28 protein-coding genes are annotated in these 25,061 nt (G+C 44.1%); 13 read left to right on the top strand and 15 right to left on the bottom strand.

What is annotated here, in order from left to right; translation table 11 throughout:
* Positions 1-11: 11 nt before the first annotated feature.
* The gene (locus tag KAU88_04470; protein ID MCK4477764.1) at positions 12-974 is read right to left on the bottom strand and encodes a helix-turn-helix domain-containing protein; all 963 of its coding nucleotides are present in this window, start codon (positions 972-974) and stop codon (positions 12-14) included.
* A gap of 245 nt (positions 975-1,219) precedes the next feature.
* Here KAU88_04470 and glmS point away from each other — a divergent pair, with 245 nt between their 5' ends.
* Together glmS and KAU88_04460 are read left to right on the top strand one after the other, a co-directional pair.
* Complete coding sequence (gene glmS, locus KAU88_04465; protein MCK4477763.1) at positions 1,220-3,076, top strand: glutamine--fructose-6-phosphate transaminase (isomerizing); 1,857 nt, start codon at positions 1,220-1,222, stop codon at positions 3,074-3,076.
* Between the two features lie 85 nt (positions 3,077-3,161).
* Positions 3,162-3,845 carry a protein-L-isoaspartate(D-aspartate) O-methyltransferase gene (locus KAU88_04460; GenBank protein ID MCK4477762.1) on the top strand — a complete coding sequence of 228 codons (684 nt, stop codon included), beginning with the start codon at positions 3,162-3,164 and terminating at the stop codon, positions 3,843-3,845.
* Between the two features lie 5 nt (positions 3,846-3,850).
* Here the strand turns inward: KAU88_04460 and fen are convergent, their stop codons facing one another.
* Positions 3,851-4,888 carry a flap endonuclease-1 gene (fen, locus tag KAU88_04455; GenBank protein ID MCK4477761.1) on the bottom strand — a complete coding sequence of 346 codons (1,038 nt, stop codon included), beginning with the start codon at positions 4,886-4,888 and terminating at the stop codon, positions 3,851-3,853.
* A gap of 205 nt (positions 4,889-5,093) precedes the next feature.
* Between fen and psmA the strand changes: the two genes are divergently transcribed.
* The 6 genes from psmA to KAU88_04425 are packed head-to-tail and all read left to right on the top strand — an operon-like array spanning position 5,094 to position 9,039.
* Positions 5,094-5,810, top strand: coding sequence for an archaeal proteasome endopeptidase complex subunit alpha (gene psmA / locus KAU88_04450; GenBank protein MCK4477760.1), 717 nt, complete (start codon positions 5,094-5,096; stop codon positions 5,808-5,810).
* A 14-nt stretch (positions 5,811-5,824) separates the two neighbouring features.
* Entirely contained in the window at positions 5,825-6,511 is a 687-nt protein-coding gene (locus KAU88_04445) for a ribosome assembly factor SBDS (GenBank protein MCK4477759.1), read from the top strand.
* A 33-nt stretch (positions 6,512-6,544) separates the two neighbouring features.
* Complete coding sequence (locus tag KAU88_04440; protein MCK4477758.1) at positions 6,545-7,249, top strand: RNA-binding protein; 705 nt, start codon at positions 6,545-6,547, stop codon at positions 7,247-7,249.
* Entirely contained in the window at positions 7,242-7,979 is a 738-nt protein-coding gene (locus tag KAU88_04435; GenBank protein ID MCK4477757.1) for an exosome complex exonuclease Rrp41, read from the top strand. The genes KAU88_04440 and KAU88_04435 overlap by 8 nt, the downstream gene beginning before the upstream one ends.
* Entirely contained in the window at positions 7,979-8,767 is a 789-nt protein-coding gene (locus KAU88_04430; protein MCK4477756.1) for an exosome complex protein Rrp42, read from the top strand. The genes KAU88_04435 and KAU88_04430 overlap by 1 nt, the downstream gene beginning before the upstream one ends.
* 2 nt (positions 8,768-8,769) lie before the next feature.
* A complete protein-coding gene (locus KAU88_04425) occupies positions 8,770-9,039 on the top strand; it encodes a 50S ribosomal protein L37ae (GenBank protein ID MCK4477755.1) in 270 nt (89 codons plus the stop codon).
* Between the two features lie 35 nt (positions 9,040-9,074).
* On the opposite strand, the gene KAU88_04420 is transcribed toward KAU88_04425, so the two are convergent.
* The 5 genes from KAU88_04420 to KAU88_04400 all read right to left on the bottom strand — a co-directional run bounded on the left by KAU88_04420 (position 9,075) and on the right by KAU88_04400 (position 12,951).
* A complete protein-coding gene (locus tag KAU88_04420) occupies positions 9,075-9,323 on the bottom strand; it encodes a hypothetical protein (protein MCK4477754.1) in 249 nt (82 codons plus the stop codon).
* Between the two features lie 14 nt (positions 9,324-9,337).
* The gene (locus KAU88_04415; protein ID MCK4477753.1) at positions 9,338-11,509 is read right to left on the bottom strand and encodes a CDC48 family AAA ATPase; all 2,172 of its coding nucleotides are present in this window, start codon (positions 11,507-11,509) and stop codon (positions 9,338-9,340) included.
* A gap of 87 nt (positions 11,510-11,596) precedes the next feature.
* A complete protein-coding gene (locus tag KAU88_04410; protein ID MCK4477752.1) occupies positions 11,597-11,905 on the bottom strand; it encodes an elongation factor 1-beta in 309 nt (102 codons plus the stop codon).
* Positions 11,875-12,069 (bottom strand): DUF1610 domain-containing protein, encoded by a 195-nt coding sequence (locus KAU88_04405; GenBank protein ID MCK4477751.1) that lies wholly within the window; start codon positions 12,067-12,069, stop codon positions 11,875-11,877. Before KAU88_04405 ends, KAU88_04410 begins: the two co-directional genes overlap by 31 nt.
* A gap of 222 nt (positions 12,070-12,291) precedes the next feature.
* Positions 12,292-12,951: a hypothetical protein gene (locus KAU88_04400; GenBank protein ID MCK4477750.1), complete on the bottom strand. Its 660-nt coding sequence runs from the start codon at positions 12,949-12,951 to the stop codon at positions 12,292-12,294.
* 164 nt (positions 12,952-13,115) lie between these two features.
* Here KAU88_04400 and KAU88_04395 point away from each other — a divergent pair, with 164 nt between their 5' ends.
* The 3 genes from KAU88_04395 (at position 13,116) to KAU88_04385 (ending at position 15,519) form a co-directional block, all read left to right on the top strand.
* Positions 13,116-13,463: a cupin domain-containing protein gene (locus KAU88_04395; protein MCK4477749.1), complete on the top strand. Its 348-nt coding sequence runs from the start codon at positions 13,116-13,118 to the stop codon at positions 13,461-13,463.
* Positions 13,464-13,605: 142 nt separating this feature from the next.
* Positions 13,606-13,812 carry a hypothetical protein gene (locus KAU88_04390; protein MCK4477748.1) on the top strand — a complete coding sequence of 69 codons (207 nt, stop codon included), beginning with the start codon at positions 13,606-13,608 and terminating at the stop codon, positions 13,810-13,812.
* A gap of 318 nt (positions 13,813-14,130) precedes the next feature.
* On the top strand, positions 14,131-15,519 hold the full coding sequence (locus tag KAU88_04385; protein ID MCK4477747.1) for a winged helix-turn-helix transcriptional regulator: 1,389 nt from the start codon (positions 14,131-14,133) through the stop codon (positions 15,517-15,519).
* 64 nt (positions 15,520-15,583) lie between these two features.
* Here KAU88_04385 and KAU88_04380 read toward each other — a convergent pair whose 3' ends face one another.
* From KAU88_04380 to KAU88_04370, 3 genes are all read right to left on the bottom strand, one after another.
* Complete coding sequence (locus KAU88_04380; GenBank protein ID MCK4477746.1) at positions 15,584-16,441, bottom strand: DUF362 domain-containing protein; 858 nt, start codon at positions 16,439-16,441, stop codon at positions 15,584-15,586.
* Between the two features lie 198 nt (positions 16,442-16,639).
* Positions 16,640-17,047 (bottom strand): 3'-phosphoesterase, encoded by a 408-nt coding sequence (locus KAU88_04375; GenBank protein MCK4477745.1) that lies wholly within the window; start codon positions 17,045-17,047, stop codon positions 16,640-16,642.
* Between the two features lie 54 nt (positions 17,048-17,101).
* The gene (locus tag KAU88_04370) at positions 17,102-18,982 is read right to left on the bottom strand and encodes an aldehyde ferredoxin oxidoreductase family protein (GenBank protein ID MCK4477744.1); all 1,881 of its coding nucleotides are present in this window, start codon (positions 18,980-18,982) and stop codon (positions 17,102-17,104) included.
* A gap of 123 nt (positions 18,983-19,105) precedes the next feature.
* On the opposite strand from KAU88_04370, the gene KAU88_04365 reads away from it, so the two are divergent.
* Together KAU88_04365 and nth are read left to right on the top strand one after the other, a co-directional pair.
* The gene (locus tag KAU88_04365) at positions 19,106-19,417 is read left to right on the top strand and encodes a 4Fe-4S binding protein (GenBank protein ID MCK4477743.1); all 312 of its coding nucleotides are present in this window, start codon (positions 19,106-19,108) and stop codon (positions 19,415-19,417) included.
* A 59-nt stretch (positions 19,418-19,476) separates the two neighbouring features.
* Positions 19,477-20,124 (top strand): endonuclease III, encoded by a 648-nt coding sequence (gene nth / locus KAU88_04360; protein MCK4477742.1) that lies wholly within the window; start codon positions 19,477-19,479, stop codon positions 20,122-20,124.
* A 368-nt stretch (positions 20,125-20,492) separates the two neighbouring features.
* Here nth and KAU88_04355 read toward each other — a convergent pair whose 3' ends face one another.
* From KAU88_04355 to KAU88_04335, 5 genes are all read right to left on the bottom strand, one after another.
* The gene (locus KAU88_04355; GenBank protein MCK4477741.1) at positions 20,493-21,782 is read right to left on the bottom strand and encodes a DNA helicase UvrD; all 1,290 of its coding nucleotides are present in this window, start codon (positions 21,780-21,782) and stop codon (positions 20,493-20,495) included.
* Between the two features lie 41 nt (positions 21,783-21,823).
* A complete protein-coding gene (locus tag KAU88_04350) occupies positions 21,824-22,435 on the bottom strand; it encodes a VTT domain-containing protein (protein ID MCK4477740.1) in 612 nt (203 codons plus the stop codon).
* A gap of 9 nt (positions 22,436-22,444) precedes the next feature.
* Entirely contained in the window at positions 22,445-23,092 is a 648-nt protein-coding gene (locus KAU88_04345) for a 5-formyltetrahydrofolate cyclo-ligase (protein ID MCK4477739.1), read from the bottom strand.
* A gap of 75 nt (positions 23,093-23,167) precedes the next feature.
* The gene (locus KAU88_04340) at positions 23,168-24,340 is read right to left on the bottom strand and encodes an aminotransferase class I/II-fold pyridoxal phosphate-dependent enzyme (GenBank protein ID MCK4477738.1); all 1,173 of its coding nucleotides are present in this window, start codon (positions 24,338-24,340) and stop codon (positions 23,168-23,170) included.
* 347 nt (positions 24,341-24,687) lie between these two features.
* Positions 24,688-25,014 carry a hypothetical protein gene (locus KAU88_04335; GenBank protein ID MCK4477737.1) on the bottom strand — a complete coding sequence of 109 codons (327 nt, stop codon included), beginning with the start codon at positions 25,012-25,014 and terminating at the stop codon, positions 24,688-24,690.
* Positions 25,015-25,061 lie beyond the last annotated feature (47 nt).

The following is a 25,061-nucleotide window of genomic DNA, read 5'->3' as shown; positions in this document are numbered from 1 at the left end:
TGCACACGCTGCTATTCGAGTACTTCTACTGAGTCGACTTTCCCATCGCCGCCCAAATCAAAACCTTGAATAATCACGCCAAAATTGTCTTCACCTTGATAATTCTTTAATGTTTGTTTCCAAAACTTCGCAAATGCGAGGACACATGCCTTAGTACCTACAGCTTTGTTGCCTGCAAAAACTATAACTCTTTTGTCTTTGGCCCACGGGTTTACTATCTTCGCAATTAACCCTACGGTGTCAGCAGTATACACATTCTTAGTCTTTTGAGAAACTAGACCACCGAAAAGAAAACCATGCTCTGAAGGCGTCATATTAAACCTTATGGGAAGATAATCGTTAATTTCTTGGGTAATAAGATTGGTGCCTGGACCACCTACTAGAATCAGGTTGTTTTTTTCCTCTTTTTCAGCCTTTACATCTACATCCAGCTTTATGGCAAATTCATCTGGTAGCTCTGCGTATCGCCCGAGAAAAAATGTCAGATAGGATGCATAGTGGCCATCACGAGCACTTGTTTTGAAGGCCCCGTGAGGATCAGGGCTCCCTACCACAATTTTGCCATCGAAGAGACAATCTTTCAGAATAGGATGTAAGAATAAAGATGTTTTTCTGTCGATAAAAGAGGGCAAAATTATTTTTTGCTTTTGACCGCCGAAAGGCAATTCCACTCCGAAAGCTGGAAAGCTCGCCTTGTAGTATTTTGCAATTGCTCCTTTCTTCTCCTCTTCCTTCACCTTTCTTATAACGTTCGCTTTTGCCAGCTTTCTCATGTGGTAATAGACTTTTTGCTCGTGAATGTTCAGTTTTTTAGCTATTTCCATTGGATACATTTCTTTTTTACTGAGCAACAGGAGGATTTGCCATGTTAGCTTGCTTAGAACTGGTTTCAGTTTTTCTGGATGCTTATAAATGACAATTTCTTTGACTTCTTGCCGTTTTCTGTCTTCACTGATCAGTAGTTTTTTTTCCAATGTTCTTCTTCTGAGCATAAACCAGTTCCTTTATAAAAATTTTATTAATGCTTTAGAAATTAAATATGGCCGGGAGGCTGTGGCTTTAATAGTTGATGTTGCGTTTTCGATGAACGTATAAAGACCATTAAGAAAATGCTTTTTAAGCTAAGAGGTTTTTCCTAAAAATGCTTATAGAGCCCCCTTGCTTACTAGATCTTGGATTTCAGCGATTCAGCAAAGAGTTTGAGTGAGGCAATAAAAGAATGTGCGGAATATTTGGGTGTATTCTCAAAAACGGAAGTGCTGCGCCAGTAATTCACGCTGCTTTAAAACGACTTGAATACCGTGGCTACGATTCTGTGGGCGAAGTAACGATAGAAAATGGAAAGCTATTCGTGAAAAAAGATGCGGGAAAAATCGACGATGTCCATGCCATACGGAACCTTGATGACTTACCTGGGAGGATTGGTATTGGGCACACTCGTTGGGCGACACATGGAGCACCACTTCAAGTGAATGCGCATCCCCACTTTGACTGTTCAGACCCGCCTAGAATAGCTGTCATTCATAACGGTATAATCGAAAATTTCACCGAACTCAAAAAGGAATTAGAAGACAGCGGGCATGTTTTTAGATCAAAGACTGACACTGAGGTAATAGCTCATCTGATAGAAGAGAATCTTAAAAAGAAGGAGTTTACATCAAAAGTTACTGCCTCTTCAGATTTTGAGAATGCAGTGATTAGTGCTATTGAGCGTCTTCAAGGCTCTTACGCAATCGCAGTCGTTTCAACTTATGAACCTAACAGAATTATCTGTGTGCGCAACGAAAGTCCTCTTGTTCTAGGCATCGCTGACGATGCTTACTATTTTGCCTCTGATATTCCGGCGTTCCTACCTTTAACAAATAAGGTTGTTTTCGTGGAAAATGGAGAACTGGTAACTCTAAGCGATGAAGCCTATGAGATAAAGAAGCTGGTTGATGGTAGCACCGTGGTTCGCGAACCGAAGCTTGTTGACTGGACATCTGAAATGGCTGAGAAACAGGGGTATCCACATTTTATGTTGAAAGAAATTCATGAACAACCGCTTTGCCTTCGCAATACATTGCGGATGCAAGATAAGTATTTGGAGTTGTTGACAACTTTTCTTGATAGAGCTCGCGAGGTAATTATGGTGGCTTGCGGCACATCCTATCACGCTTGTCTAGCGGCGTCCTACATGTTCTCAAAATTGTCATTCTTGGCTACTCACCCAGTAATAGCCTCAGAGTTTACTGAGCAACATGGCAAATCGGTTAACATTGACAGCACAATTCTTGCAGTCAGCCAGTCGGGTGAAACAGCCGACACTTTAGCTGCGGTCGAAACTGCCAGACAAAGAGCCGCCACAATTCTTGGATTGACGAACGGTGTAGGCTCCACTTTAACTCGCGTCTCTAGAGTTTACATTGGTCAACAATCTGGTCCTGAAATCGGCGTTGCAGCAACCAAAACATTTACGTCTCAACTCTCAGTTCTTTCGCAGTTAGCAATCAGGTTGGCTAAGAAGCGAGGCAAGGTTTCTCAAGAAGAAATTGATCTTCTGGACGAGAAAATCGAAAAAATCCCAGATATCACGGAAAAAATAGTTGAGACACAAGAGGAAAAAGTAAAGGCATTGGCCAAAAAATACAGGAATAAGCGTTGCTTCTTCTTTCTAGGCAGAGGAATAAGCTACGCAACTGCTCTGGAAGGTCGCTTGAAACTTATGGAGATCGCTTACGTGCCATCCATTGCTTTTCCTGCTGGCGAAAGCAAACACGGCCCCATCAGCCTTATTGAGCATGGGTTCCCAGTGATTTTTGTTTGTCCTCCGGATGATACGCGGAAGACCCTAATAGGGAATATTATGGAGATGAAAGCTCGGGGGGCCTCCATTATTGCCATTTGTGAGGAAGGTGATGAGGAGATAATGAAGTTGGCCGATGATTACGTTGAAGTTACAAGAGGGATTCCTGAAGTTTTATCGCCTATACCTTACGTGGTGCCCCTTCAACTTTTTGCTTACTACATGGCCATCGAACGTGGCTATGACCCAGACATGCCTCGTAACCTAGCAAAGTCAGTAACAGTAAAGTAATACGCTTCCTCGCCCTCCACTTCTCCAATTTCAAGTACTTAAGGAACCTTAGCAATATTGTAAAGTGAGAGGAGCCTGCTAAGAGATGAAAAGAGATACAAGTGCTTGGGAGCAACTGGTTGACAACCTTGCTAACGAGAAGGCTCTCCGTTCCTTGGACGCCATTCGTGCAATGAAACAAGTGCCCCGCGTCCTCTTTTTACCCGAACGTTCGGTCGAATATGCGTCAGTAGATGCACCATTGCCGATAGGCAACGGACAAACAGTTAGTGCGCCTCACATGGTTGCTATTATGAACGAAGCGTTGGAGTTGGAGTTGGGGCATCGTGTCTTGGAGGTTGGCGCTGGCTGTGGGTGGCATGCCGCAACTATCGCAGAGATTGTGGCGCCGAAGGATGCCTCAAGATCGGGGCGGGGACACGTTTACACTGTGGAAATTGTAGCTGAGTTGGCACGGCTTGCTAGGGAGAATATTATGCGTCACGGGTTCGGTGATCGCGTGACTGTGATTCATGGAGACGGTTCATTAGGCTATCCCGATCAGAGTCCTTATGACCGCATTTTAGTAACTGCAGCCGCTCCTGAGATCCCTCCTCCTCTTGTGAAACAGCTTAAGATTGGGGGTGTTTTAGTTACTCCTGTTGGTAATGTTCACTTGTTTCAGTCTTTAATTCGTATACGTAAAGGTGCTGATGGTAGTTTGGCTAGAGAGAATTTGGGTGGAGTGGCTTTTGTGCCCTTGACAGGGCGTTTTGGTCATAAGGTTTAAGCGTTTTACCCGAAGAATGCATCCAGAGTGGTTTTGGCTTTCTCTTCCTTTATTCCCTTACTCATCTTTTCTAAAGCTTTTCTTACTCTGCCTTCTGTGAAGTCATGTTCTCTGCAAAGAAAATCCACAACGCCTCCTGTGTCAGGCTCGCGCCATTCTAGGCTGTAATTGTCTGTGACTTTTGGGTGGAGAAATATGTCTTTTATTCGTTGATGGTTGGCTGGGAATTCTTTATTTTTTAATGATGTTCGTAGCAATTCATCAAGGCTGCCGTGTTCTTTGATGAGTTTTAGGGCTGTTTTTGGACCGATGCCTTTTACTCCTTTTGGGTTGTAGTCTGTGCCGACAAGGATACCTATTTCTACCAGCTGCTCGTGTGTTATGCCCAGTTCGGTTAAGACTTTGCTGAGTTCAATGACTTCTGGAACGACTTCTACATATACTGGTTTTCTTGGAAGTTTGCGTCTGCAGCTTATTGTTACGTTGCGGATTAGAGTTGGGGCGCCGAATAGAAGTGAATCATAGTCTTGGCTGGCGCAGAAATCTGAGACTTCTTTTTTATTCATGTATGCGGCTTGGGCTTCTCCTTCGCTTGGTGCTTGAATCCATGGAATGCCCATGAGCGTTAAGAGTCGTTTGCTATCTTGTTCCATGTAGTCTTTCAATCGGGATGTGGCTTGAGCGTAGGTGCGGGCTTCTTCAATCCTGCCCTCTGTCAAAGCTTTTTCATACTTGACAGTAGCTTCTTCTTTTATCTTTATTCGCCGTTTTATTTCAACTTTTTTTAGGGCTGGTGGGGCACCATCGAAGACATAGGCGACTTTTATGCCCATTTCGACGAGGTTTGAGGTGCGGTAGAGCAGACCGCTAAGATGGCTGGTGACTCTGCCAGTGCTATTCTTCAGGGGAGTGCCGTCAGGTTGGCGGATAATTGCCAGAAATTGGTAGAGAGCATTGTAGGCGTCGATAGCGATGGATTTTCCAGCGAGGTTTTGCAGATCAACTTGAGTTTTTGGCACTAAAACCTTAAGATTAACTCCCAAAACGTGGCACCATTTAATAGAAGCGTTGAAGACACAAAATAAGCCTTACCATAAACTCGCAAAATGGCTATGCGAAAAAGGTTAACTACCACTCTTGACTGGGTATTCTGACATGCGAACTTATACGAAAAGGTTTTTAGTATAGCTTGCTGATTCTTGTCAAGCAAATGAGTAATGTCTGCGTGAGGTGAAAATACAGTTGTCTATATTTGCGGCACCAGGAGCATACGACCGAGCCATAACCGTGTTCTCCCCAGATGGCCGCTTATTTCAGGTAGAATACGCCCTCGAAACAGTAAACCGAGGAGCAACCATACTAGGAATAGTCTGCCCAGAAGGCGTAGTTTTAGGTGCAGAAGAAAAAATTGAATCAAAACTACAAGACTCAAGCTTCACATGGAAAATCTTCGCAGTAGACAGCCATATTGGTGCGGCAGTCGTTGGTTTAGGCTCTGATGCACGAATTCTAATCGACCAAGCACGTGTATACTGCCAAAGTAACAGATTAATGTACGACGAGCCCATCGACGTTGAAATAATCTCCAAACGCATAGGCGACATAAAGCAACTTTATACACAACACGCCGGAGTGCGTCCCTTTGGAGTCTCTATAATCTTCGGCGGCATCGACAAGACAGGTAACCGCCTCTTCTCTACAGACCCCAGCGGAACATACAGAGCCTACAAAGCAATTGCAGTGGGCGTTGGAAGAGAAACAGTTGAAGGCATCCTAAAAGAGGAATACCGTAAAGACTTAGGCTTGGAAGACGCCATAAAACTCACCGTGAAATGTCTCAGAAAAGCGCTTGAAGCTAGGGAAGAACAGCTTAGAGTCAAGATCAGCATAGTACCCACAACTACAAAAACTTACCAGGCACTACCAGACGAAGAAGTCGAGAAATACATGAAGACCGTAGAGTAGAGTGAAATGCTGAAATGAGTGAACGATACACCGTTGCGCGCATAACCCGCGACGGTGAACGCTTCGAAATCCTAGTTAAACCGCAACCCGCCCGAAACTATACAATGGGCAAAACCACGTCAATATCTGAAGTCTTAGTTACAGACACAATATTTACTGATGCTAACAAGGGCACAAAGGCAAGCGAAGGCAAACTTGAAACTGCTTTTAAAACAACAGACATTCGAAAAATCGCGGAAATAATACTGAGAAAAGGAAATCTACAGCTGACAACAGACCAGAGGAGACAACTAACCGCAGAGAAACGAAGACAGATAATTGCTTTCATAGCACGACAAGCGGTTGACCCTAAAACAAACCTGCCTCACCCACCCTTACGCATCGAACAAGCAATGGAACAGATCCACTACTCAATAGATCCTTTCAAAGAAGCTGAAGAACAAGCAAAAGACATAATCAAACTTCTACGTCCGATTCTCCCACTCAAAATAGAGCAAATCCAAGTTAAAGTGCGAATCCCCCCAGAATACGCCGCAAAAGCCTATGGAACAATCAAAGGTTATGGCACGATTAAACGTGAAGAATGGCGCGCAGACGGCTCATGGTTCTCCATAATCGAAATGCCAGCAGGTCTCTACGGACCATTCCTGGACAAACTTGGAGAACTAACAAAAGGAACCGCAGAAGCAAAAAAGATGTAGAAAAAGGTTAAAAAAAGGAATGGTGGCGAAAAAATGCCCACATTTTATGAAAGACGACAACTTGTAACTCCCGGCGATTTAGTAGCCGAAGGAAACTACATAGCTGGTGAGAACACATTCAAAGAAAATGAAAAACTGTACGCAACTCGTGTTGGACTAGTAGAATATGAAGAACGAAAAGTCAGCGTTGTCGCTTTGAAATCGTTCTATATTCCAAAAGTTGGAGACACCGTGATCGGAAAAGTGGTAGGATTAACACTAGGGGGATGGATCCTAGATATCGATGCACCTTATCCAGCGGTCCTACGTGCTTCAGACGTCATGGAGCGGTCATACCGCCCTCAGAAAAACGAACTATCATCCATCTTCGATGTTGGAGACCTAGTTATAGCCAAAATTGTGTCTTACGACAGAACCCGCGACCCGCTTCTGACAGTACGAGAGCCTGGTCTTGGAAAAATTACTCGTGGTCAAATCATTGAAATCACTTCGACGAAAATCCCGCGAATTATCGGTAGAAAAGGTTCAATGATAAGCATGATAAAACGTGAGACAGGATGTCAAATTCTTTTAGGCCAAAACGGAGTGGTGCTTATAAGCGGCAAGAACTTAGAGGACGAGCAGCTTGCAGCCATGGCTATCCGCAAAATAGAAGACGAGTCCCACACAAGTGGTCTAACCGATCGCGTAGCAGAAATGTTGAAAAAAGAAAAGGAAGGTGAAATTAAAAATGCCTAAAGCAGAAGGAAAATTGATTGACAAAGATAGTGTTAGAATAGACGGAAGGAAATTTAACGAGTTAAGACCAACAACGATACAAATTGGCATTCTTAGCAATGCAGACGGCTCAGCATATATTGAGCAGGGGAAGAATAAGATTTTAACGGCAGTTTATGGACCTCATGAAGTTCATCCAAAACATCTTGCTTTACCCGACCGTTCTCGATTGAGATGCCGATATCACATGGCGCCTTTTTCCGTGGATGAGAGAAAGTCGCCCGCTCCTTCAAGAAGAGAAGTAGAACTTTCGAAAGTGATACGAGAGGCCTTAGAACCATCAATCTTTCTAGAATACTATCCTCGAACATCCATAGACCTTTTCATAGAAGTCCTACAAGCAAACGGCGGCACAAGATGCGCAGGAATAACAGCGGCTTCATTAGCTTTGGCAGATGCAGGTGTTCCCATGCGAGACTTGACAGCGGCTTGCGCTGCAGGAAAATTAGAAGGGCAGCTTGTTCTTGACTTAAATGACAGCGAAGACAAAGAAGGGGAAGCAGACGTTCCTCTAGCATATATGCCAAACCTAAACGCCATAACACTGCTTCAGATGGACGGTCAATTAACGCTTGAAGAATTTGAAAAAGCCATTAAGCTCTCTCTTGAGGGGTGCACACAACTCTATAAGATGCAAAAAGAAGCGTTAAAGACGAAATATGTGGTCGTAAAGGAGGAAGTGAAAGAATAATGTCAATGATTATACGTGTAAAACAGCAACAAATCGCCCAACTAATGAGTAAAGGTAAGAGATTAGATGGAAGAGAGTTAAACGATTACCGTGAAATCAAAGTGGAAATGGGCGTCATCGAAAAAGCAGAAGGCTCAGCACGTGTTCTTTTGGGTAAAACTGAAGTCTTGGTGGGAGTAAAAATTGGAATCGGCAAACCTTTCCCAGACACTCCAAACGAAGGGGTCTTAACAGTAAACGTTGAGCTTGTTCCCCTGGCATCACCAACATTCGAACCTGGTCCCCCAAAAGAAGACGCTATTGAACTCGCAAGAGTAGTAGACAGAGGTATACGAGAGTCAAAAGCCATAGACCTTGAAAAGCTCTGCCTAGAACCAGGGAAAAATGTACTCATAGTATTCGTTGATGTCTATGTGCTCAACTATGACGGAAACCTCATTGACGCTTCAGCTATCGCAACGCTAGCAGCTTTATTGAACACAAAGATGTTCAAGTACGAAGTTGAAGAAGGAGAAGTCAAGGTAAAACCAGGCTACACTCCATTACCGATGCAAAACTACCCCATAGCAGTAACGTTCGCAAAGATAAATGGCAAACTTGCTGTTGATCCTTGGCTAGAGGAAGAACAGGTTATGGACGCTAGACTGACGATAACCATTGAAAAAGAAGGAAAAATATGCGCCGTTCAGAAGGGAGGAACTGGCTATTTTACCACAGAATATATCTTGGAAGCAGCAAAAATCGCTAAAGAAAAAGCTTCAGAAATACGCAAACTGCTGGTGAAGTAACAATGGGAAAAACAAAGAAGATCGGCCCAACAGGAGGGTTGAAGAGCCGATACGGTGCAACTGTAAGGAAAAGATATATCGAAGTGGTGACAGAGACCAAAAAGCGACACAGATGCCCTCAATGCCACGCGTCTACTGTGAAACGCCAAAGTGTTGGAGTTTGGGAATGCAGAAAATGCGGGTTTACCTTCACTGGAGGAGCCTATACGCCTTCAACTAAACTAGGCGCTACGGCAAAACGAGCAGCAAGAGGAGCTTCCACAGAAGGTTAGAAAGGGGAATAACAAAAATCAACAAAGCCCCGTTCTTACGTGCTTTTTCTTCTCCTCACTTTGCGCAATTCCACTCGTCGTTTGCCTCTTGCAAGAGCAGAAACATGGATTATACCCTTTATTTCCAATCGCATTAGCTCCTTGTTCAAGACGCTGAATCCTAAGTCACCACGAACTTCCTTGACCATGTCGTGCAGTTCAGCATCAGTTGTAGGTCCTTTGCGTTGTAGTAGTTCTACGATTACCGTGGAAAGAGGGTGGGGTTTCCAAGTTTTGACAGTCATTTTAACAACATCTCCTACGCCACAGGTGTTGTAGGTTTCTGCACTCTTCTTATCTGTTTGACAAATCCTTTATACCATATTTCCATATCAGGTGAAATTGTTGGCCCTATCTGATTTACTGCGGCCTTGAAATCCGCTAGTGTCACCAGTTCTGAAGTTATACTTTTTCTCAGAGCGTTCAACCCAGCCTCACGGCAGAGTGCTTGAATGTCCGCTCCACTGTAACCCTTCGTTGTCTTAGCGTGAGCCTCTAAATCAACATCTTCAGCCAAAGGCATATCTTTTGTATAGATTTTGAACATCTTCAGTCTAGCCTGCTCATCTGGCTCGGGTACATAGATAAGTCGGTCAAAGCGTCCCGGACGTAGCACAGCACGATCTATAATGTCAGGTCGATTTGAGGCCGCGATGACAACTACATCTTCCAAGGTCGTTATGCCGTCCATCTCTGTTAGAAGCTGACTGATAACGCGTTCTGTGACGCCGCTATCGGCGAGACCCATACCTCTTCTAGGTACAAGAGAGTCAAATTCATCAAAGAAAATCACTGCTGGTGCGGCCATTCTCGCTTTCCGGAATACTTCTCTTATGGCTTTTTCCGACTCTCCAACCCACTTACTGAAGATCTCTGGGCCTTTTATTGTAATGAAGTTTGCTTCGCTTTCTGTTGCTACTGCTCTTGCCAGCATAGTCTTGCCGCACCCAGGCGGCCCAAATAAGAGAATGCCCTTTGGCGGTGTTATGCCCAACCGGCTGAAAACTTCTGGGTTTTTTATGGGCCATTCAACTGCTTCTATTAGCTCATGTTTTACCTCTTCCAACCCGCCTATGTCAGTCCAGTTCACCGTAGGTGTTTCTATATATACTTCTCGCATGGCAGTAGGAGTTATTTCTTTGTAGGCGTTAAGAAAGTCTTCCATACGTACTTCCATCTTTTCTAAAACTGCGGGGGGAATATGTTCTTCTTCTAAGTTTATTTCGGGGAGATATCGTCTCAGAGACTTCATCGCTGTTTCTCTGCTCAAGGCAGCCATATCTGCTCCTGTGTAGCCATGGGTCATTCCAGATAGTTTCTTCAGGTCAACGTCTTCTGCTAGGGGCATACCGCGTGTGTGAATTTGCATGATTTCGTGGCGGTCCTTCTTATCTGGAACACCTATTTCTATCTCTCGGTCGAAGCGGCCTGGTCTTCGAAGTGCAGGATCAAGGGCTTGGGGTCGGTTGGTGGCACCTATGACGATCACGTTCCCTCTTCCGCTCAAACCATCCATGAGAGCTAAGAGTTGTGCAACTACTCGTCTTTCAACTTCACCTGTGACTTCTTCCCTTTTTGGCGCAATTGCATCTAACTCGTCGATAAATATGATGCTTGGAGAGTTTTGCTGCGCTTGCTGAAAAATCTCTCGTAGTCTTGCTTCTGATTCACCATAGAATTTGCTCATTATTTCTGGACCGTTTATGGAAGCGAAATTTGCTTCTGATTCATTTGCCACGGCTCTTGCTAGCAAGGTCTTACCGCAACCTGGTGGACCGTGGAGTAGAACACCTTTAGGAGGATCTATTCCTAGACGTTGAAAAAGTTCTGGATGCCGCAGTGGCAGCTCTACCATTTCTCTTACACGTTGCATTTCTTCGTGTAGACCGCCTATGTCTTCGTAAGTGGTGTGAGGAAGTCCTTTTGTTTCTGGAGCTGGTTCGTTAAGTATTTGGAAATGTGTGTCTTTTGTGATGCGAACTATTCCATGAGGACGGCTTTTTGTTACTGTGAAGGGTATAGCGTGCCCGAGCATCATCACTAGTGTTGTGTCGCCTTCGACGAAGGTGCGTTCCATTAAACGGTTTTTAACAAAGTTTGTAAAGTCCTCGTCTACGTTTAAGCGCATATCAACAGGCGCTAGAACTACATTTGTCGCGTTCTTTACCGCAGCTGGTTTGATTGCAACATATTCGTTTATGGCAACACTCGCGTTTTTGCGTGCGAAGCCGTCTATGCGGATTATGCCCCGATCTTGGTCTTCGCTGTACGCGGGCCAGGCAATGGCGCTCGTTGTTCGTTTGCCTGTGATTTCTATGACGTCGCCAGCGCTTATGCCGAGTTTTTGCATGGTTTCTTGGTCTAGGCGGGCTATGCCACGACCTACATCTCGTTGTTTTGCATCCCCTACGCGGAGCTGTATTTCACTCAAATTTACGCCTTCTTTTTTGATATGATTGTGAAGTTTACGAAGTCGAAAAGGGTCATGTGACTTATAAATATTACAAGCTAATAGGCATTAGCGTGTTCTTCTCACCATAAGCGTTTGAATCTGGCTCACTGTTGGAATTTTTTCTATATTTCTTTCCACTTCATCTAAGATGCCAGTTTCATCCTCTGGAATTCGAATGTAGGCTATAAGAGCGTTTAGGCCAAAAGCAACGGGCTCTGTTTGGTAGTCAGCGTAAATTTTTGCTTGAGGCGGAAGGGCTTTCTCTATTTGCTTTTGCAGCTTATTAAAGTCCACTTCTATTCCTGTTGGAAAAATTTTGTAGCTTATTACTACGTTTGCCACTTTTATGGCCCCGTAAATCCGCATTTTGGGCATCTATAATGGCGCCCGAATTTGCGGCATTTTTGGCATCGCCAGATGATTATTTCGTTACAATTTGGGCAGTTGAATTTTGTGGCTTTTGTGCCTGTGAGTATGGTGCGGTTGCAGCTGGTGCAGATGGGTGTTTGTATCGTAGTTGTGGTTTTGGTTGCGGTCATGGTGAGGTTTTCCTTTGTGAATTTGGATTTGTATAATGAAGGGTTACTTATATTTGCTGTGCTTAAGATGCATCTTGAAGGAAAATGAAAACATAAGGAATGCATAATTTTTGCTGTTCATCATCCATTCACGCTGTAGAATGAGATGCACACCTAGTGTCTGTTGGCTACTTAGTTGAAACTAAGTAAAATCTAGTGATACCATGAAGGCGAACCCACACGTCATTTCCTCTTCTTAGCATGCGATATCGGCAAGGCTGCTAACATCACCGCTCCGCTGTCCACTGCGGGTTTCAGCAAATTCTCGCCACAGTAGGGACATATTCTAAACTCTGCCAATACCTCTCGCCCACAAGCTGGGCACAACTTATATCTCTTAACCTCTCTCTCCAAGCGTTTCATCATCTTCTTCAACCTTTCAACATCGTTTTTCAACCCTTCTACGCTCTTGTTTAAGGGTCTAATATTCAAGACCTCGCTACGCACATTGAAAACAACGTCTCGCAACCCAGACAACAACCTGCTGTTGTTTTCCAAAGTTTCACTCATCATTTCCAAAATACTCGTTTTGGCCTCTAACAACTCCACATCAGATTGATTTTCCTTCTTTCCGTCCTCCAACACTTTCCCTAAAAATGTTTCAATAGGATTTCGCAGTGCAATTACTGTTGTTCCACCCCAAAGAAAAAACACTGTCACTGAGGAACAGAGCAAGTAAACAATTGGATCAATGGTCTCTAACAGCCGAGTGAATGGGTAAATCGCCAAGAGTAGCGGTTCACTTCCATTGCCTGTTAACCATAGAAAACTGTCTAGAACATGTAACCCAGCTATAAAAGTCAAAGAGCCTAAAATCCAAACAGCAACACCCTTCCTGACCACGATGAACAACTCCTCTAGATAATAACTCTAGAAGAAAAATACACTTCTCACTAATTAAGCCAGTATTCTCAGAGAAAACATATGTCAAAAACCGATATATGTCGATCAGAAGAGTTGGGCTAATTTTAAATACAGCTGTTCTTTTTTGTGAATATGTGATTTACATGGGATTCAAAGCGCTGCATTTTTCAGAAGTAGAGGCAGATGAAGTAACGGAGAGTGGCGCTGAAGGAGTTAAAGTTCGTTGGCTAATAACCAAAGACGACGGGGCAGAACATTTCGCTATGCGCTGCTTCGAAATTGCTCCAAGAGGGAGCACCCCTCATCACTCTCACAAATGGGAGCATGAGGTTTTCATATTGGACGGTGAATGTTTAGTTGTCTGTGGTGACCAACGAAAAAAAGTTGGCCCCGGCTATGTAACTTTCATTCCGCCCAACGCGATGCACCACTTTAGAAATGAAGGAAGCGCAGTTTTGAGGTTTCTCTGTCTAGTCCCCCATCATCAATAATCAACCAATTCTTCTTTTCCCTTGAATATTGAATATTAATTATCCGTTTGAATCGAGTAAAGAAAATGTATTTTTAATATGTATTTTCAAGTCGTAAAGGTTAATGGTTTGCCCCTTCATTTTTTGGCTGAGGTGAAATCATTTGAACAGTGTTTTGTATAACGCTTCTAAGGATTTGATTGACGATGCCAAAGCTGGATGTGCTGACTTGGTGTTCAAAGAAGTTTGTTTGGAGATTTTAGCACGCGCGAAAAATGTTTTAGATAATGAAGAGTTTAATGCTTTATTGAAGTATGCATCTGAACGAATGCAAGAGAAAACCGTCATCTCAGTTGATGTAGTAAGGTAGCGTCAGCTTCAATCATCCTTTTTTGTTCTTTTCTCAGTTTGCATAACAGTAGTTCTGTGCTCCTTTGGGACTTACGACTTAACTTTCTTTAGAGCTATTAGTGTTCTTTTCTGGCATATTCCTGTGGCATCTCTCCAGAACACATATAGAGAATCCTGAGAAAAATTAAACCAAATACTAGAAACTAGCGAATTTTAGAGTGCTCATTTTCCAAGAGTTGTCGCGCTTGTTCACCAAAATTAGTGCTTTAGTTCACAGAAAATAGAAACCTTTAAATGAACACAGATACTCAATTAATTCGCCTAAGGTGTAGCCTAATTGAGCAAAAAAGAGGACAATGAACAGTTAAGAAACATTCTCTCAGAGTCTCCTAAAGGCATAGCAGAACTTCTAAAAGCAGCAGCTCATCCTATAAGGATAAAAGTACTAGCGCTACTCCTACAAGGAGTCCATGACTTCTCTAAATTGATGCAACATACAAAACTCTCGAAAACAGCCCTTGCCAACCACATGAGCCAATTGATAAAAAAAGGACTCGTCCAGAGAGTTGCTAAGGGAGAATACAATCTAACAGTTGATGGCAAGGAACTATTAAGCGCAGCAGCGACTACGTACAAAAATTCTGCTTGGAGAAAAGAGGAGAGAAGATATGCTCTACGCAGACGCTACACCAAAGGTTTGATTGAGGGAAAAACCTTGAGTAGAAAAGTGATAAGCAAAGAAGTTGTGTATCAGCATTGCTGGTTGTCCTACACTGGTGCAATATCTGGATCACTGAAAGCCCTGGGAGTCGACTGCGATACAGTGGACATAGGCGGTTACTCTGGCTACGCATTTCTAATCAATGTCTCAAAAGGCATCACTTGCCCCTCGGGACCAACTGCCCTACCCAACGAAACTTGGAAGCAAATCCACAATGCCACCGAAAATTTCGGATGGACATTAGAACAGTATGAGTATCCTCACTCTTACCCAGAGGTTGAGGGCAAACATACGCCTAAAGAAATCGAGATTGCCGGAAAGCTATTCGAGAAGATTAAGCAAGAGATAGATGAGAAAGATAGGCCTGTGGTTCTATGGGGGCTGGTAGTGCCCGAATATGGGATCGTCAAGGGGTATGAGGGAAAATCATATCTCACAAGCACCTTCAGACATCTCACCAATAAGCCTGAAGACCCTATTCTCTTCTATGACTTGAAAGCGCCAGGCTGTCTTGAGGCTCTCTTCTTCAGAGACAAAGCTAAGCCAGACCTTGCTCGACTGGATAGAAAGGCCCTTGAGAGAGTTGTTCGCTTCGCTGAAGCCGGTGTTCCGATTCTCGAAAATTATGTTGCGGGTCCTGCTGCGCTAGACGAGTGGGTTAACGTTCTGGAGAATCTTCCAGAGGAAAAGCAAAACTATCATGGCAACAGCTATGTTGCCGCTTGTGTTCAGGAAGGGCGAGAAATGTCTGGCGAGTTTCTGAAGCGGCTTGCCAAAAAGCACCCCGGCAAACATTCAGAGCACTTGTTGGCTGCTGCTGAATGCTATGCGAAAGGAGCGAAGTTCATGGGAGAATTCACTAGAATTTTCCCCTTCAAATTCCAAGGCGAAATGAAACTAGAGGACCGGAGGAAAGGAGCAGATATGCTGAGGAAAGTTAAGCCCTTAGAGAAAAAAGCGCTCATGCACATGAAGAGGGCACTTGAGGAATGGGAGACGCCATGAAAGAAAGCTCTATGCTTTCAATAATCCCCATTTTTTTCACTGAAGAGATGTAAGAAAGCGAAGGTCAGAGCTTTTTAGGTATTTTTGTCAAAACTTCCTTGTCATACCCACCAAAGACATTAGTGGCAAGCTTGAGATAATCAATCGTTTCAGGGTCTAGGCCCATTAATTTGGCTGTAACCGCGTCAGCCTCCATCGAGTTTTTACTTCCCACAAAAATGCCCGATTCCTTTATCTCGTTAATCCAGTAGCACGGTGAGAAGAGGCTGCGGTAGATTTTATTAATGTCTACAATGCTTCGGGATAGGTGACTGTCGTTTTTGCCGTGCCATTTTCCATATCGTGCAGGGTCAGGGATCAAGCCGAACAGATTTTTGGTTGAGAGCGAGATTTTTTCGCGGGTTCGCCGGCTGTTGTTGAGACTGATGAGGACGCTCTCTCGAAGTTCATAGATTTTGGTGGGTACAAAACTGTACATCTCTTGGCTAACAAGTATTCCGTATTTGTTATCAACGAACTCTCTAACCTCGTTGGGATCGAGGGTTCTCATTGACCAGATTTCTTCTGTGACGTTTATGTACTCAACATCATGCTTTGCCAAGATTTCATCGATGCCGCTGTATTTGAGAAACCACTTGTCTTGTTCTTTAATCCACTGCCACTTCGCTTTGGCGTTACTTGGAGTTATGACATCTCTTGGTTCTGGTCCAGTATTAAGTTCGTTTCTCCACGCTGAATAGCCCTCAATCACTTTGATTCTGCCTTGCAATGCGGAAAAAAGCTTGTCAAGCGTCTCAGCTGAAGTAAAAGTATGCGCGTTGCTCCAGTTTGGTTTTACTACGAAAATCACGCTTTTGACATCAAGTTCTCTAAGGAAGTGATGAAAGTCTTTTTTACTTCGGAGCTTACCGACCACAACCATAGAGTAGCATCTCTACAAGACTACGACTACAGAATATCCAGATTTATTAAAATAGTGTTTCATTTCTCTAGAAAATCCCTACTTACATTTGGCACCTATCAAGCTCCGTTCAGAGCTCATAGTGGAAAGTTAAGCCATGCATAAACATTCAAGCCGCTTCCGCATTTTTGGAACGTCTAACATTGAGTCAAGCACACTTTATTTCTTTTTGAAGAACAACCAATTCTTTTTACCCTTAAATCTAATGAGAAAATAGATTCCATTCAGCTTTTCGCCATGAATGTCAACAATTATTTTGTTTTCTTTCCGCTCCAAAAGTGTATAGCTCCCGCTATCCCAGATTTTCACAGTGCCAGCACCGTACTCACCTTCGGGTATTTCACCTTCGAAACTAGCGTATTCAATAGGGTGGTCTTCTACCTCCACAGCAAGCCTCTTGATTCTTGGTTGGGTTGGAGGAACCTTTGGAACCGCCCAACTCTTCAGGACACCGTCCATTTCTAATCTCAAGTCATAGTGAAGATGGGTTGCATTGTGCTTTTGAATCACATATATGTTCCCTTCACTCAACCTCTCTCCACCTGTTGGCTCATTTGTCTTACTCAAATCTTTCTTCTTCTTCCTATGCTTCTTAAGCCCCTAGCTGCCATCACTTGCTTATTAGACACCCACTTCCTCTGCAACTTCATACAAGTCAAGGGAAACAAGCTTGACCTTTGTGGGGACACCATTCCATGACCATCCTCGAACTTGATAGTAGTCATCAAGCATCCTTTCAAACTCGCTTCTTTTGATTCTACTGCCTTTAGAAATCCCTTTGGGAATCGGATCTTCAAACACTCGAGCAGGCAGAGAGTCAGCCTTTCTGTCAAGCCCTTCTCTGGCGTTGAAAGCTCGCTGCAGGTTATATACTCGCTCACCAATCGCAAAGAGATCAGTTACACTCAGTTTCATTCCAGTAACTGCCTTAATCATTTCAGGATAAGCCTCAGCGAAGAACATGTGTCTAGTAAACTTGCAGACTCCAACAATATCATAAAGGGTCATCAAGTCCTCGTGAACCTTTATTTCATAACCCTTGTTCTCAGCTGAAAACCGGTCTATACCAGAGAATTTCCACCATTTTCCAACAAGCTCCGTTCCATAAACCACTGCTGTCAAGTGGTCACCGCCGCGGACAGCAACCGCCAATGCTAAGCCCATTCCCTTGATTCCTCTGATGTCATAGGCAGGTAATTCAAGCCCTTTTGAATGAATTGCGAAGTGACTGGAGCCTTTGCCCAGCTTTTCACTGGCAGCCTTTACGCCATCCGATAAAAGTGCGCCAACTTTCCCTTCTCGATGCGCCATCTTCCCCAAAACTTCGAGCGTCGCGTCTACATTTCCGAATTTCAACTCAACGCCGTCCAAATCTTCCATAGTAAGCAACCCTCTCTCGAAAGCTTCCATGGCCCACGAAACAGTAAGTCCTGCAGAGATAGCGTCCAATCCGTAAAGGTCGCACATCATCTGGACGTGACACAGTGCCTCAAAATCGTCGATTTCAAGGTTGGCCCCTAGAGAATAAATTGTTTCATATTCCGGACCATCGAGTTCAGTGCCTGCGTATCTGCCTTCATTGATTCTAACGATCCTGCCACACGGCTTGGTGCAGTTTGGGCAACCTTTGTTTCTGACTGTGTATTTTGGCGACCAATAATAGGGATCCAATTGACTCAAATCTCCTTCTTTGAGGTTGTCGAAAGACTTTTGGAAGTAGCCTTGTTGCCAGTTGCGACTCGGATGAACTCCTTTGTCTTTATTCATCCAAGCATAGAACTCTCCTGTTCCGTACTTCATGTCCAGTTGCGAGCCAGGGTTTTCTCTAATACTCTTAGTCCATTTAATAACTAAATCACGCAAAGCTTGAGCGTCAGCATATTCAATGTTAGAAGTGCCTTTCACAGCAATTGCCTTCAATTTTTTGGAACCCATAACGGCGCCAACACCCGTTCGTGCAGCCTGTCGCTCATCGCAGTCAATTCCAGCTATTCTCGAAAGAGTTTCACCAGCTGGCCCAATCACGGCAGTTGAAAAACCTTCATAGCGCTTCTTTAACAGAGCGGCAGTTTCACGCACGTTTTTGCCCCAAAGCTCCCCCGCACCATCCACCTTTACTACGTCATCAGCGATAACCAAGACAATAGGGTTCGAGCTTTTTCCTTGTATTACTAAAAGGTCATATCCAGCCTTTTTCAATGCAGGTCCAATTGATGCACCCGCGGCTGCCTTTCCAAAGCCACCTGTTAGAGGAGATTTCGCTAAGAAAAGTGTTTTCGAAGCAGTCGGAATACCGGTCCCTGTCAGAAGCCCTGGTGCAATGATTAGCTTATTATCTGCGCCAAGAGCATCTAAGCCCTTTTTTGTTTCCTTGAAAAGCAAGGTGCTTGCAAAGCCCATTCCACCTAAAAATTTGCGCGGCCATCCGGGTGGCAGTGTTTCTGCCTTAAAAGCGTTGGTAGATAGATCTACTCTCAATATTTTGTCTGCGTATCCTTCCAATTTCTCCACCAATGCCACCTAGATAGCGTCGAACCATGATTAAGGTTTTCTGTAAAATTTGAAAAAAGCAAATATATAATGGCACTTGGATAGTAGTGAAAGAATTAGGAGGAATTGTGAAAGATGCCTATTGACCCCGACTTTATGAAGAAATCGAAAGTGGACACCCATAATGGTCATGACGTGAGAGGAGAAGTGAACCCTCCGAAGAAACTTGGCATTCATGGAACTCAAGTGGCCGTAGACCAAGACCTATGTAATGGAGATGCCATTTGCGTCTCAGTTTGCCCCGTATCAGTTTTTGAAATGATCGATACGCCTGGGCATCCTGTTTCGGAACAAAAATCAGACCCAGTGAACGAGCCTGAATGCATCTTCTGCGGAGCTTGCGAAGTCAATTGTCCAACTCAAGCGATTAAGATAACAGAATCATAGTCGCCCCGTTTCTACAGCTTCTCCGTTATTCATTAGGAGAAATAAAGGCAGTCTGCAAAATGAAAGATAAGGAACTAGTTCAAAAAGTCATCCAACTTCTAGCAGAGGAACACCCAGATGCGAAAATAGCGCTTCATTACAGCAACCCGTTGGAGCTTCTAGTTGCAACAATACTTTCAGCTCAATCAACTGATAAGATAGTCAACGAAGTCACGAAGAGCTTGTTTAAAAAATATAGGAAAGCGGAAGATTATGCAAATGCAGACCTTAAGGAACTAGAAAAGGACATAAAATCTACTGGCTTTTATCGAAACAAATCTAAATACTTGAAGAAGATGGGGCAGATGCTTGTGGAAAAGTTCTGGTCAAAAGTGCCGAAGACAATGGATGAATTGACTACACTGCCTGGAGTGGCTAGAAAAACTGCAAACATTGTATTGTCGAACGCCTTCCAAGTTGTTGAAGGAATTGCCGTTGACACGCATGTTCGAAGACTCTCCCAAAGATTAGGATTGAGTGCGAGTAAGGACCCTGACAAGATAGAAAGGGATTTGATGAAGCTTGTTCCCAAGGAACAATGGGCGAAACTTAATGATTTGCTCATATTTCATGGTCGACGAGTTTGCACCGCCAAGAAACCTAACTGCGGGGAATGTACAGTAAATAAGCTATGTCCTTCAGCTTTCACATTTGAGTTATCATCCTAATCTTAGAACATTCGTTGGCAACTGCTGCAGCTGTTTCAGGAGATTTTCAACCTGAGCCTCCGCAACTACACCGCCAGTTCCAATCCATTTCTCCAAGGATATACACTCCAGATGAGCTTTAAGATACCCCGTAAGAATGTGCAAATCAAGAATCTTGAAGTTTATTTTAGAAGGTTTTTTAAGGAGAGAGCAGACGTCCTCAAAGCACTTGATTGTGCCGCATTACGGAATGGGAAGCTCAGTGAGAGACATAGACGCTGAAAAACCTTGAATAGAGATAAGATTGAACATAGAAATGAAAACAATCAGATTAGAGAACGCGTGCTTAACTAGCCCTATATATCTTCATGTATGTGTGCCAGCAGGTATTAAGTGTGGCTACACCATTCCGTCAGACTGCGTTGGGGAACTTTGCTAACCCTAGGCTCCGTCTTGCGCTCCTTAAAGAGAATAAGTTGACCATAAACCCCATCATAACCAGGGATGACTTGGGCTCTTCCTTCTCTAACCTTAACAACCGCCTCAGCGATTTTTGGGTCAACAACCTTAGACAGTTCTTCTGCAGAAGCGTCAATCAGCACATTATATTCGCTGCCAAACTTGGCCATCAGGCTATTGAAGACGCTCCAGACGTTTTGCACGCTAGGAGATGACGCGTTCAAAACTGTTGCAATGATTTCTGACAGTGGCAGTAGATGCATGTAGCCGATAGCGTTTTGCGGCTTGAAACTTGCTGGTCTGTCCGCTAACTCTTCAACTCTTTGTTCCACGCCCTTCGTTAGCCTCTTACGACACATTGGGCAAAGATTACCAAACTTCATTGCTTCTTGTGGCGGCATGGAGACATTGCAGCTTCTATGTCCAGACCAATGATATTTGCCATAGGCTGGGTTTGTTTCGATGGTGAACTTGAACCGTTCTGGGTCTTTCTTGCGAATTACGTCCACAACTTCCTCATATGTGAGCTGTTCAAGGTCTAAAACGTTGGCTTCTCGTCCAATTCTCCATGGCCAGCAACTGTGGCTGTCGCTGTTTGATACTAGGGTAAACTTGTCTAAGGCACTTATCCGCCAATTCATAGGTGGGTCGGAAGACAAGCCGGTTTCTAAGGCGTGAATGTGTTTTGTCATGTCTTGATAGCAATCTTCTATTTTGTCGAAGCCACTGAAGGCACCGAAAAGACTGAACCACGGGGTCCAAACATGAGCGGGTATCACTTCGTTATCTGCCGAAACAGACATGACTTCCTCCACCAGCTGCGGCGCAGACATTTCAAGTGTAGGTCTTCCATCAAGGCTCAAGTCGCCATACTGTGCTAGTCGATCGTTGACTTGTATTGCCGTCTCGAAGTTGGGCGTCAAAATTAGATGATGAATTTTCTTTGTTTCGCCTCTGAACATGAATATCGTGCTTACTTCGCCGGTTATCATGAAACAGGCTGAGTTTGCGAATTTGGATGACTTGAAAAGCCCCTTGCCTGGCGCTTCAACTAAATCCTCTTGCAGCTCTTTCATCCATTTGGGATGCGTAAAATCTCCCGTGCCTACTAAGTTCAAGCCTTTTATTTTGGCAAATCGCGCAATCTCTTGGATGTTTATCCTTTTGCTTGTGGCTCTACTGAAGCGGCTGTGAATGTGTAAGTCAGCTATAACCCTCAAGTTCTTTCGCCTATCCTCAAGTCTTTGAAGTCAATGGCATCTTAACTTTTTCCTCTGTTTGCAACATACTTGTCAAAGAGTTTTTCCCAGTCAACCCGATATAGGGCATATATGACGAGGATCAGAAGCACAGCCATTATAAGTGCGCCTATCCAGCCTCCTGTGTCTCCGAAAAGGAAAATGAGAATGTCCCCGTAGACCTTGCCGAAGGATGCTAGGATGTAACACATGAGAAGCTTCCCTAATATAGCTGGAATGAACGCTTTGAAAAGGTTGTACTGCAGTATGCCTAGTGGAATAAAGAGCAGGTCGTCTGGAAGCGGGGTTAGTGCAAAAACAAAAATGGCGGCGGGACTGTATCTGCCAAAAAGCTTGAGGAAATAACGCATTTTTCTCTGTCTTTCTTCGCTGATTATTCTTCGTCCGTAGTATCCAAGAAAGTAACCTGAAAGTTCTCCAATAGCAGAGCCAGAGCCTCCTGCAATTGTGAGCAATATAGGGTTCCATCCAGCAGCACCTAACCCTAAAATCACCAGCGTATAAGGGATAGGAACGATAATCATCATAGTGCCTATCAGACTAACTAGAAAGACGCCAAAAAATCCAAACTGCGATGCCACTTGATACATCCAATCCCAGTCTATGAACAACAAGTTGACACTTCATTTTTCAGTTGCAGTGATTTGGGTTCGACTGCATTTAACTCTAACTATTCGAGTTGGCGTAACAATTATGTCGACGCTTTCATCATGCGTCTCATAAGGCACCAATTTCACCAGTTGTGTGTCATGAACAGTTGTGACTACTGGAATATTGCCAAACCTACGTTTCAACAGTTGAAGCTCTCGGTCTCCGAAACCGCCGCCTTTTCCAAGCCTATGTCCATGCTTATCCACGGCCACGCAGCCAGTTACCACAAGGTTCGGCTTCGGAAGATTGTTGGCTTCGATTTTTCGTCCATATTTGAATGCCCCTTTTATGGTGGATGCAAAACTTTCTTTCTCCTGCACATTATCTGGAGCGACCAAAAGAAAACCGTGTTTCAGTCTTGGCGAAGCCATGATTAGGAGTTTGTCTTCTCTCAGCGTGTTCTCTCTGACTTTTTGCTGGGCGAAGTCCGGGTTTGCAAAAATTATTGATGCGTTTTTCCATTCAGGTAATGACCTGACTCTGTTAGCTGCCTCTCCTGAGCCTGTAAAGTTTGGAATTCTGCCAAAGCATGGTAGTGGGAATTCCACTATTTCCTTTTCTGTCATTTCGCGCCAGATAGTTTCTCTGAAAGCTCTTTTCTCTTCTTTCAAGCCCATCATATTTTACGCAACGAAGAACTTTAAATGTATGTTGTGGAAAAAATTGGGTTGTGCTGGCCTCTTATTTCACTCTGCCTAGATTAGACCTAGCTTCTTTCCCCCTTCCTCAAACGCTTGAACTGCCTTGTCTAAATACTCTTTCGTGTGTTTGGTGCATAGTTGGACTCGGATTCGCGCCTTTCCACGCGCCACCATTGGGAAAACAATTGGCAATGCAAAGATGCCTTTCTCCCAAATGAAGTTTGCAAGCTCCTTCGCTGTTTTACTTTCTCCACACATAACCGGTACAATCGGAGTCTCACTATTTCCCGTGTCAAAGCCGAGGTCTTGCATTGCTTTGAGGAAGTAGTTGCGGTTTTCCCAAACCTTTCTTACGTGTTCCGGCTCAGTTTCAAGAACATCGATCGCTGCGATGCATGCCGCAGCTACACCTGGCGGTACGCCTCCGCTGAGAAGCCAGCTTCTGGATTTGTTATAGGCAAAGTTTCGCAGGTCTTCGCAGCCTGTTATGTGCCCTCCTATGACGCCGAAGGCCTTGGAAAACGTTCCCATTTCAACGTGCACTTGGTCTGGGGTTAGGTTGAAATGGCTGACGATTCCGCGACCGCCTTCGCCGAGCACGCCTTCTCCGTGGGCATCGTCTACATAAACGCCTGCACCGTGTTCTTCAGCGATTTTGGCAATTTCGCGGAGAGGAGCGAGGTCACCGTCCATACTGAAGACTCCGTCAGTTAGAATCCAAATGTGCTTGTAAGGTGGTTGGTGTTTTTCAGCTTCGTCCATGACGCGGGTCAGATCTTCAACATTTTTGTGTTTAAAGATTGCTCGGTCAGCGTGGGTCAAGCGGACACCGTCTATGATGGAGCCATGGTTAAGCTCATCAGACACGAAAAGATCACCTCTACCACATAGTTGGGGAATTAATCCTTCGTTAGCCATGAAGCCAGTCTGGTATGTTAATGAGGCGGGAGCTTTCTTGAACTTGGCTAAACGGATGTCCAATTCTTCATGCAGCATCATGTTTCCTGCAATGGAGCGATCGCTCCCTGCACCTGCTCCATAGTTCTTGGTTGCTTCCAGCATAGCGTTGACAACTTTAGGATGTGTTGACAGGTTGAGGTAGTTGTTGGCACAGAGCATGATGACTTCTTTGCCATCGATTGTGCAGACGGGTTCGCTGGCAGTTTGAAGCTCTTTGAGCTCCCAGTTCAAGCTTTCACTTACGAGGCGGCGGTATTCTTCGCCCATGTATTTTGTTGGATGACGTTTTACTTGCACACTGTTCACCTCAATAGACTACTTTTCTGCTTTCCTAATGCAACTAACATTCTCTTAACTTTTATCGCTCTAGGAGCCGTCAAATTTTGGGAATTTAAATTATAAGTTCTTTCTGTCTCAATGCGCGCGCTTGAACATCGTTTATCATATCTTGTTGGATTTTCAGCGATTAGCAAAATTGTAACTAAAACTGATGCCTAGTCAATACACGCAGTTATTTTTTTTGTTAGCTCGCACTCTATTTCTAAATGACAGAAAGTTTTTTCACGACGGAACTGGAACATTGAGAAATCAAGAAGTGAAGCAGCAAAGCTAGGTTATTTTTTACGTTTTCTTGTGGTTCTTTTCTTTCGCGCTCTTTTTTTCGTTGAAGCTTTCTTCGGTTCTTCTTTTGGCTCAGTTTTTGGCTTCACTGTTGGCTCTGGCGATGATACGGGTGGTGATGGCGGAGCTACTGTTGTTGCTGACGCAAGTGTTGCCTGTTTTGGTCTTGCCATGTATCCAAGCCCTATGAAAACAACGCCGATAACGGCTAGCACATAAAGATAAAGTTCAGTTACTTCGGCTAAAGATGCAACAAAAGCATAGATCGCTATTATGAAGCACACCATTGCTACAACATACAAAGCGTAATCGAATCTCATTCTACCTGCCTCCCATGGTATCATAGGCTTCTGTGGAAATGGTTTAA

This window comes from Candidatus Bathyarchaeota archaeon (assembly GCA_023131225.1).
In the GTDB taxonomy this organism is placed as follows: domain Archaea; phylum Thermoproteota; class Bathyarchaeia; order Bathyarchaeales; family SOJC01; genus JAGLZW01.
The sequence above is the reverse complement of the archived record's forward strand: the minus strand, read 5'-3'. Positions and strand labels throughout refer to the sequence as shown.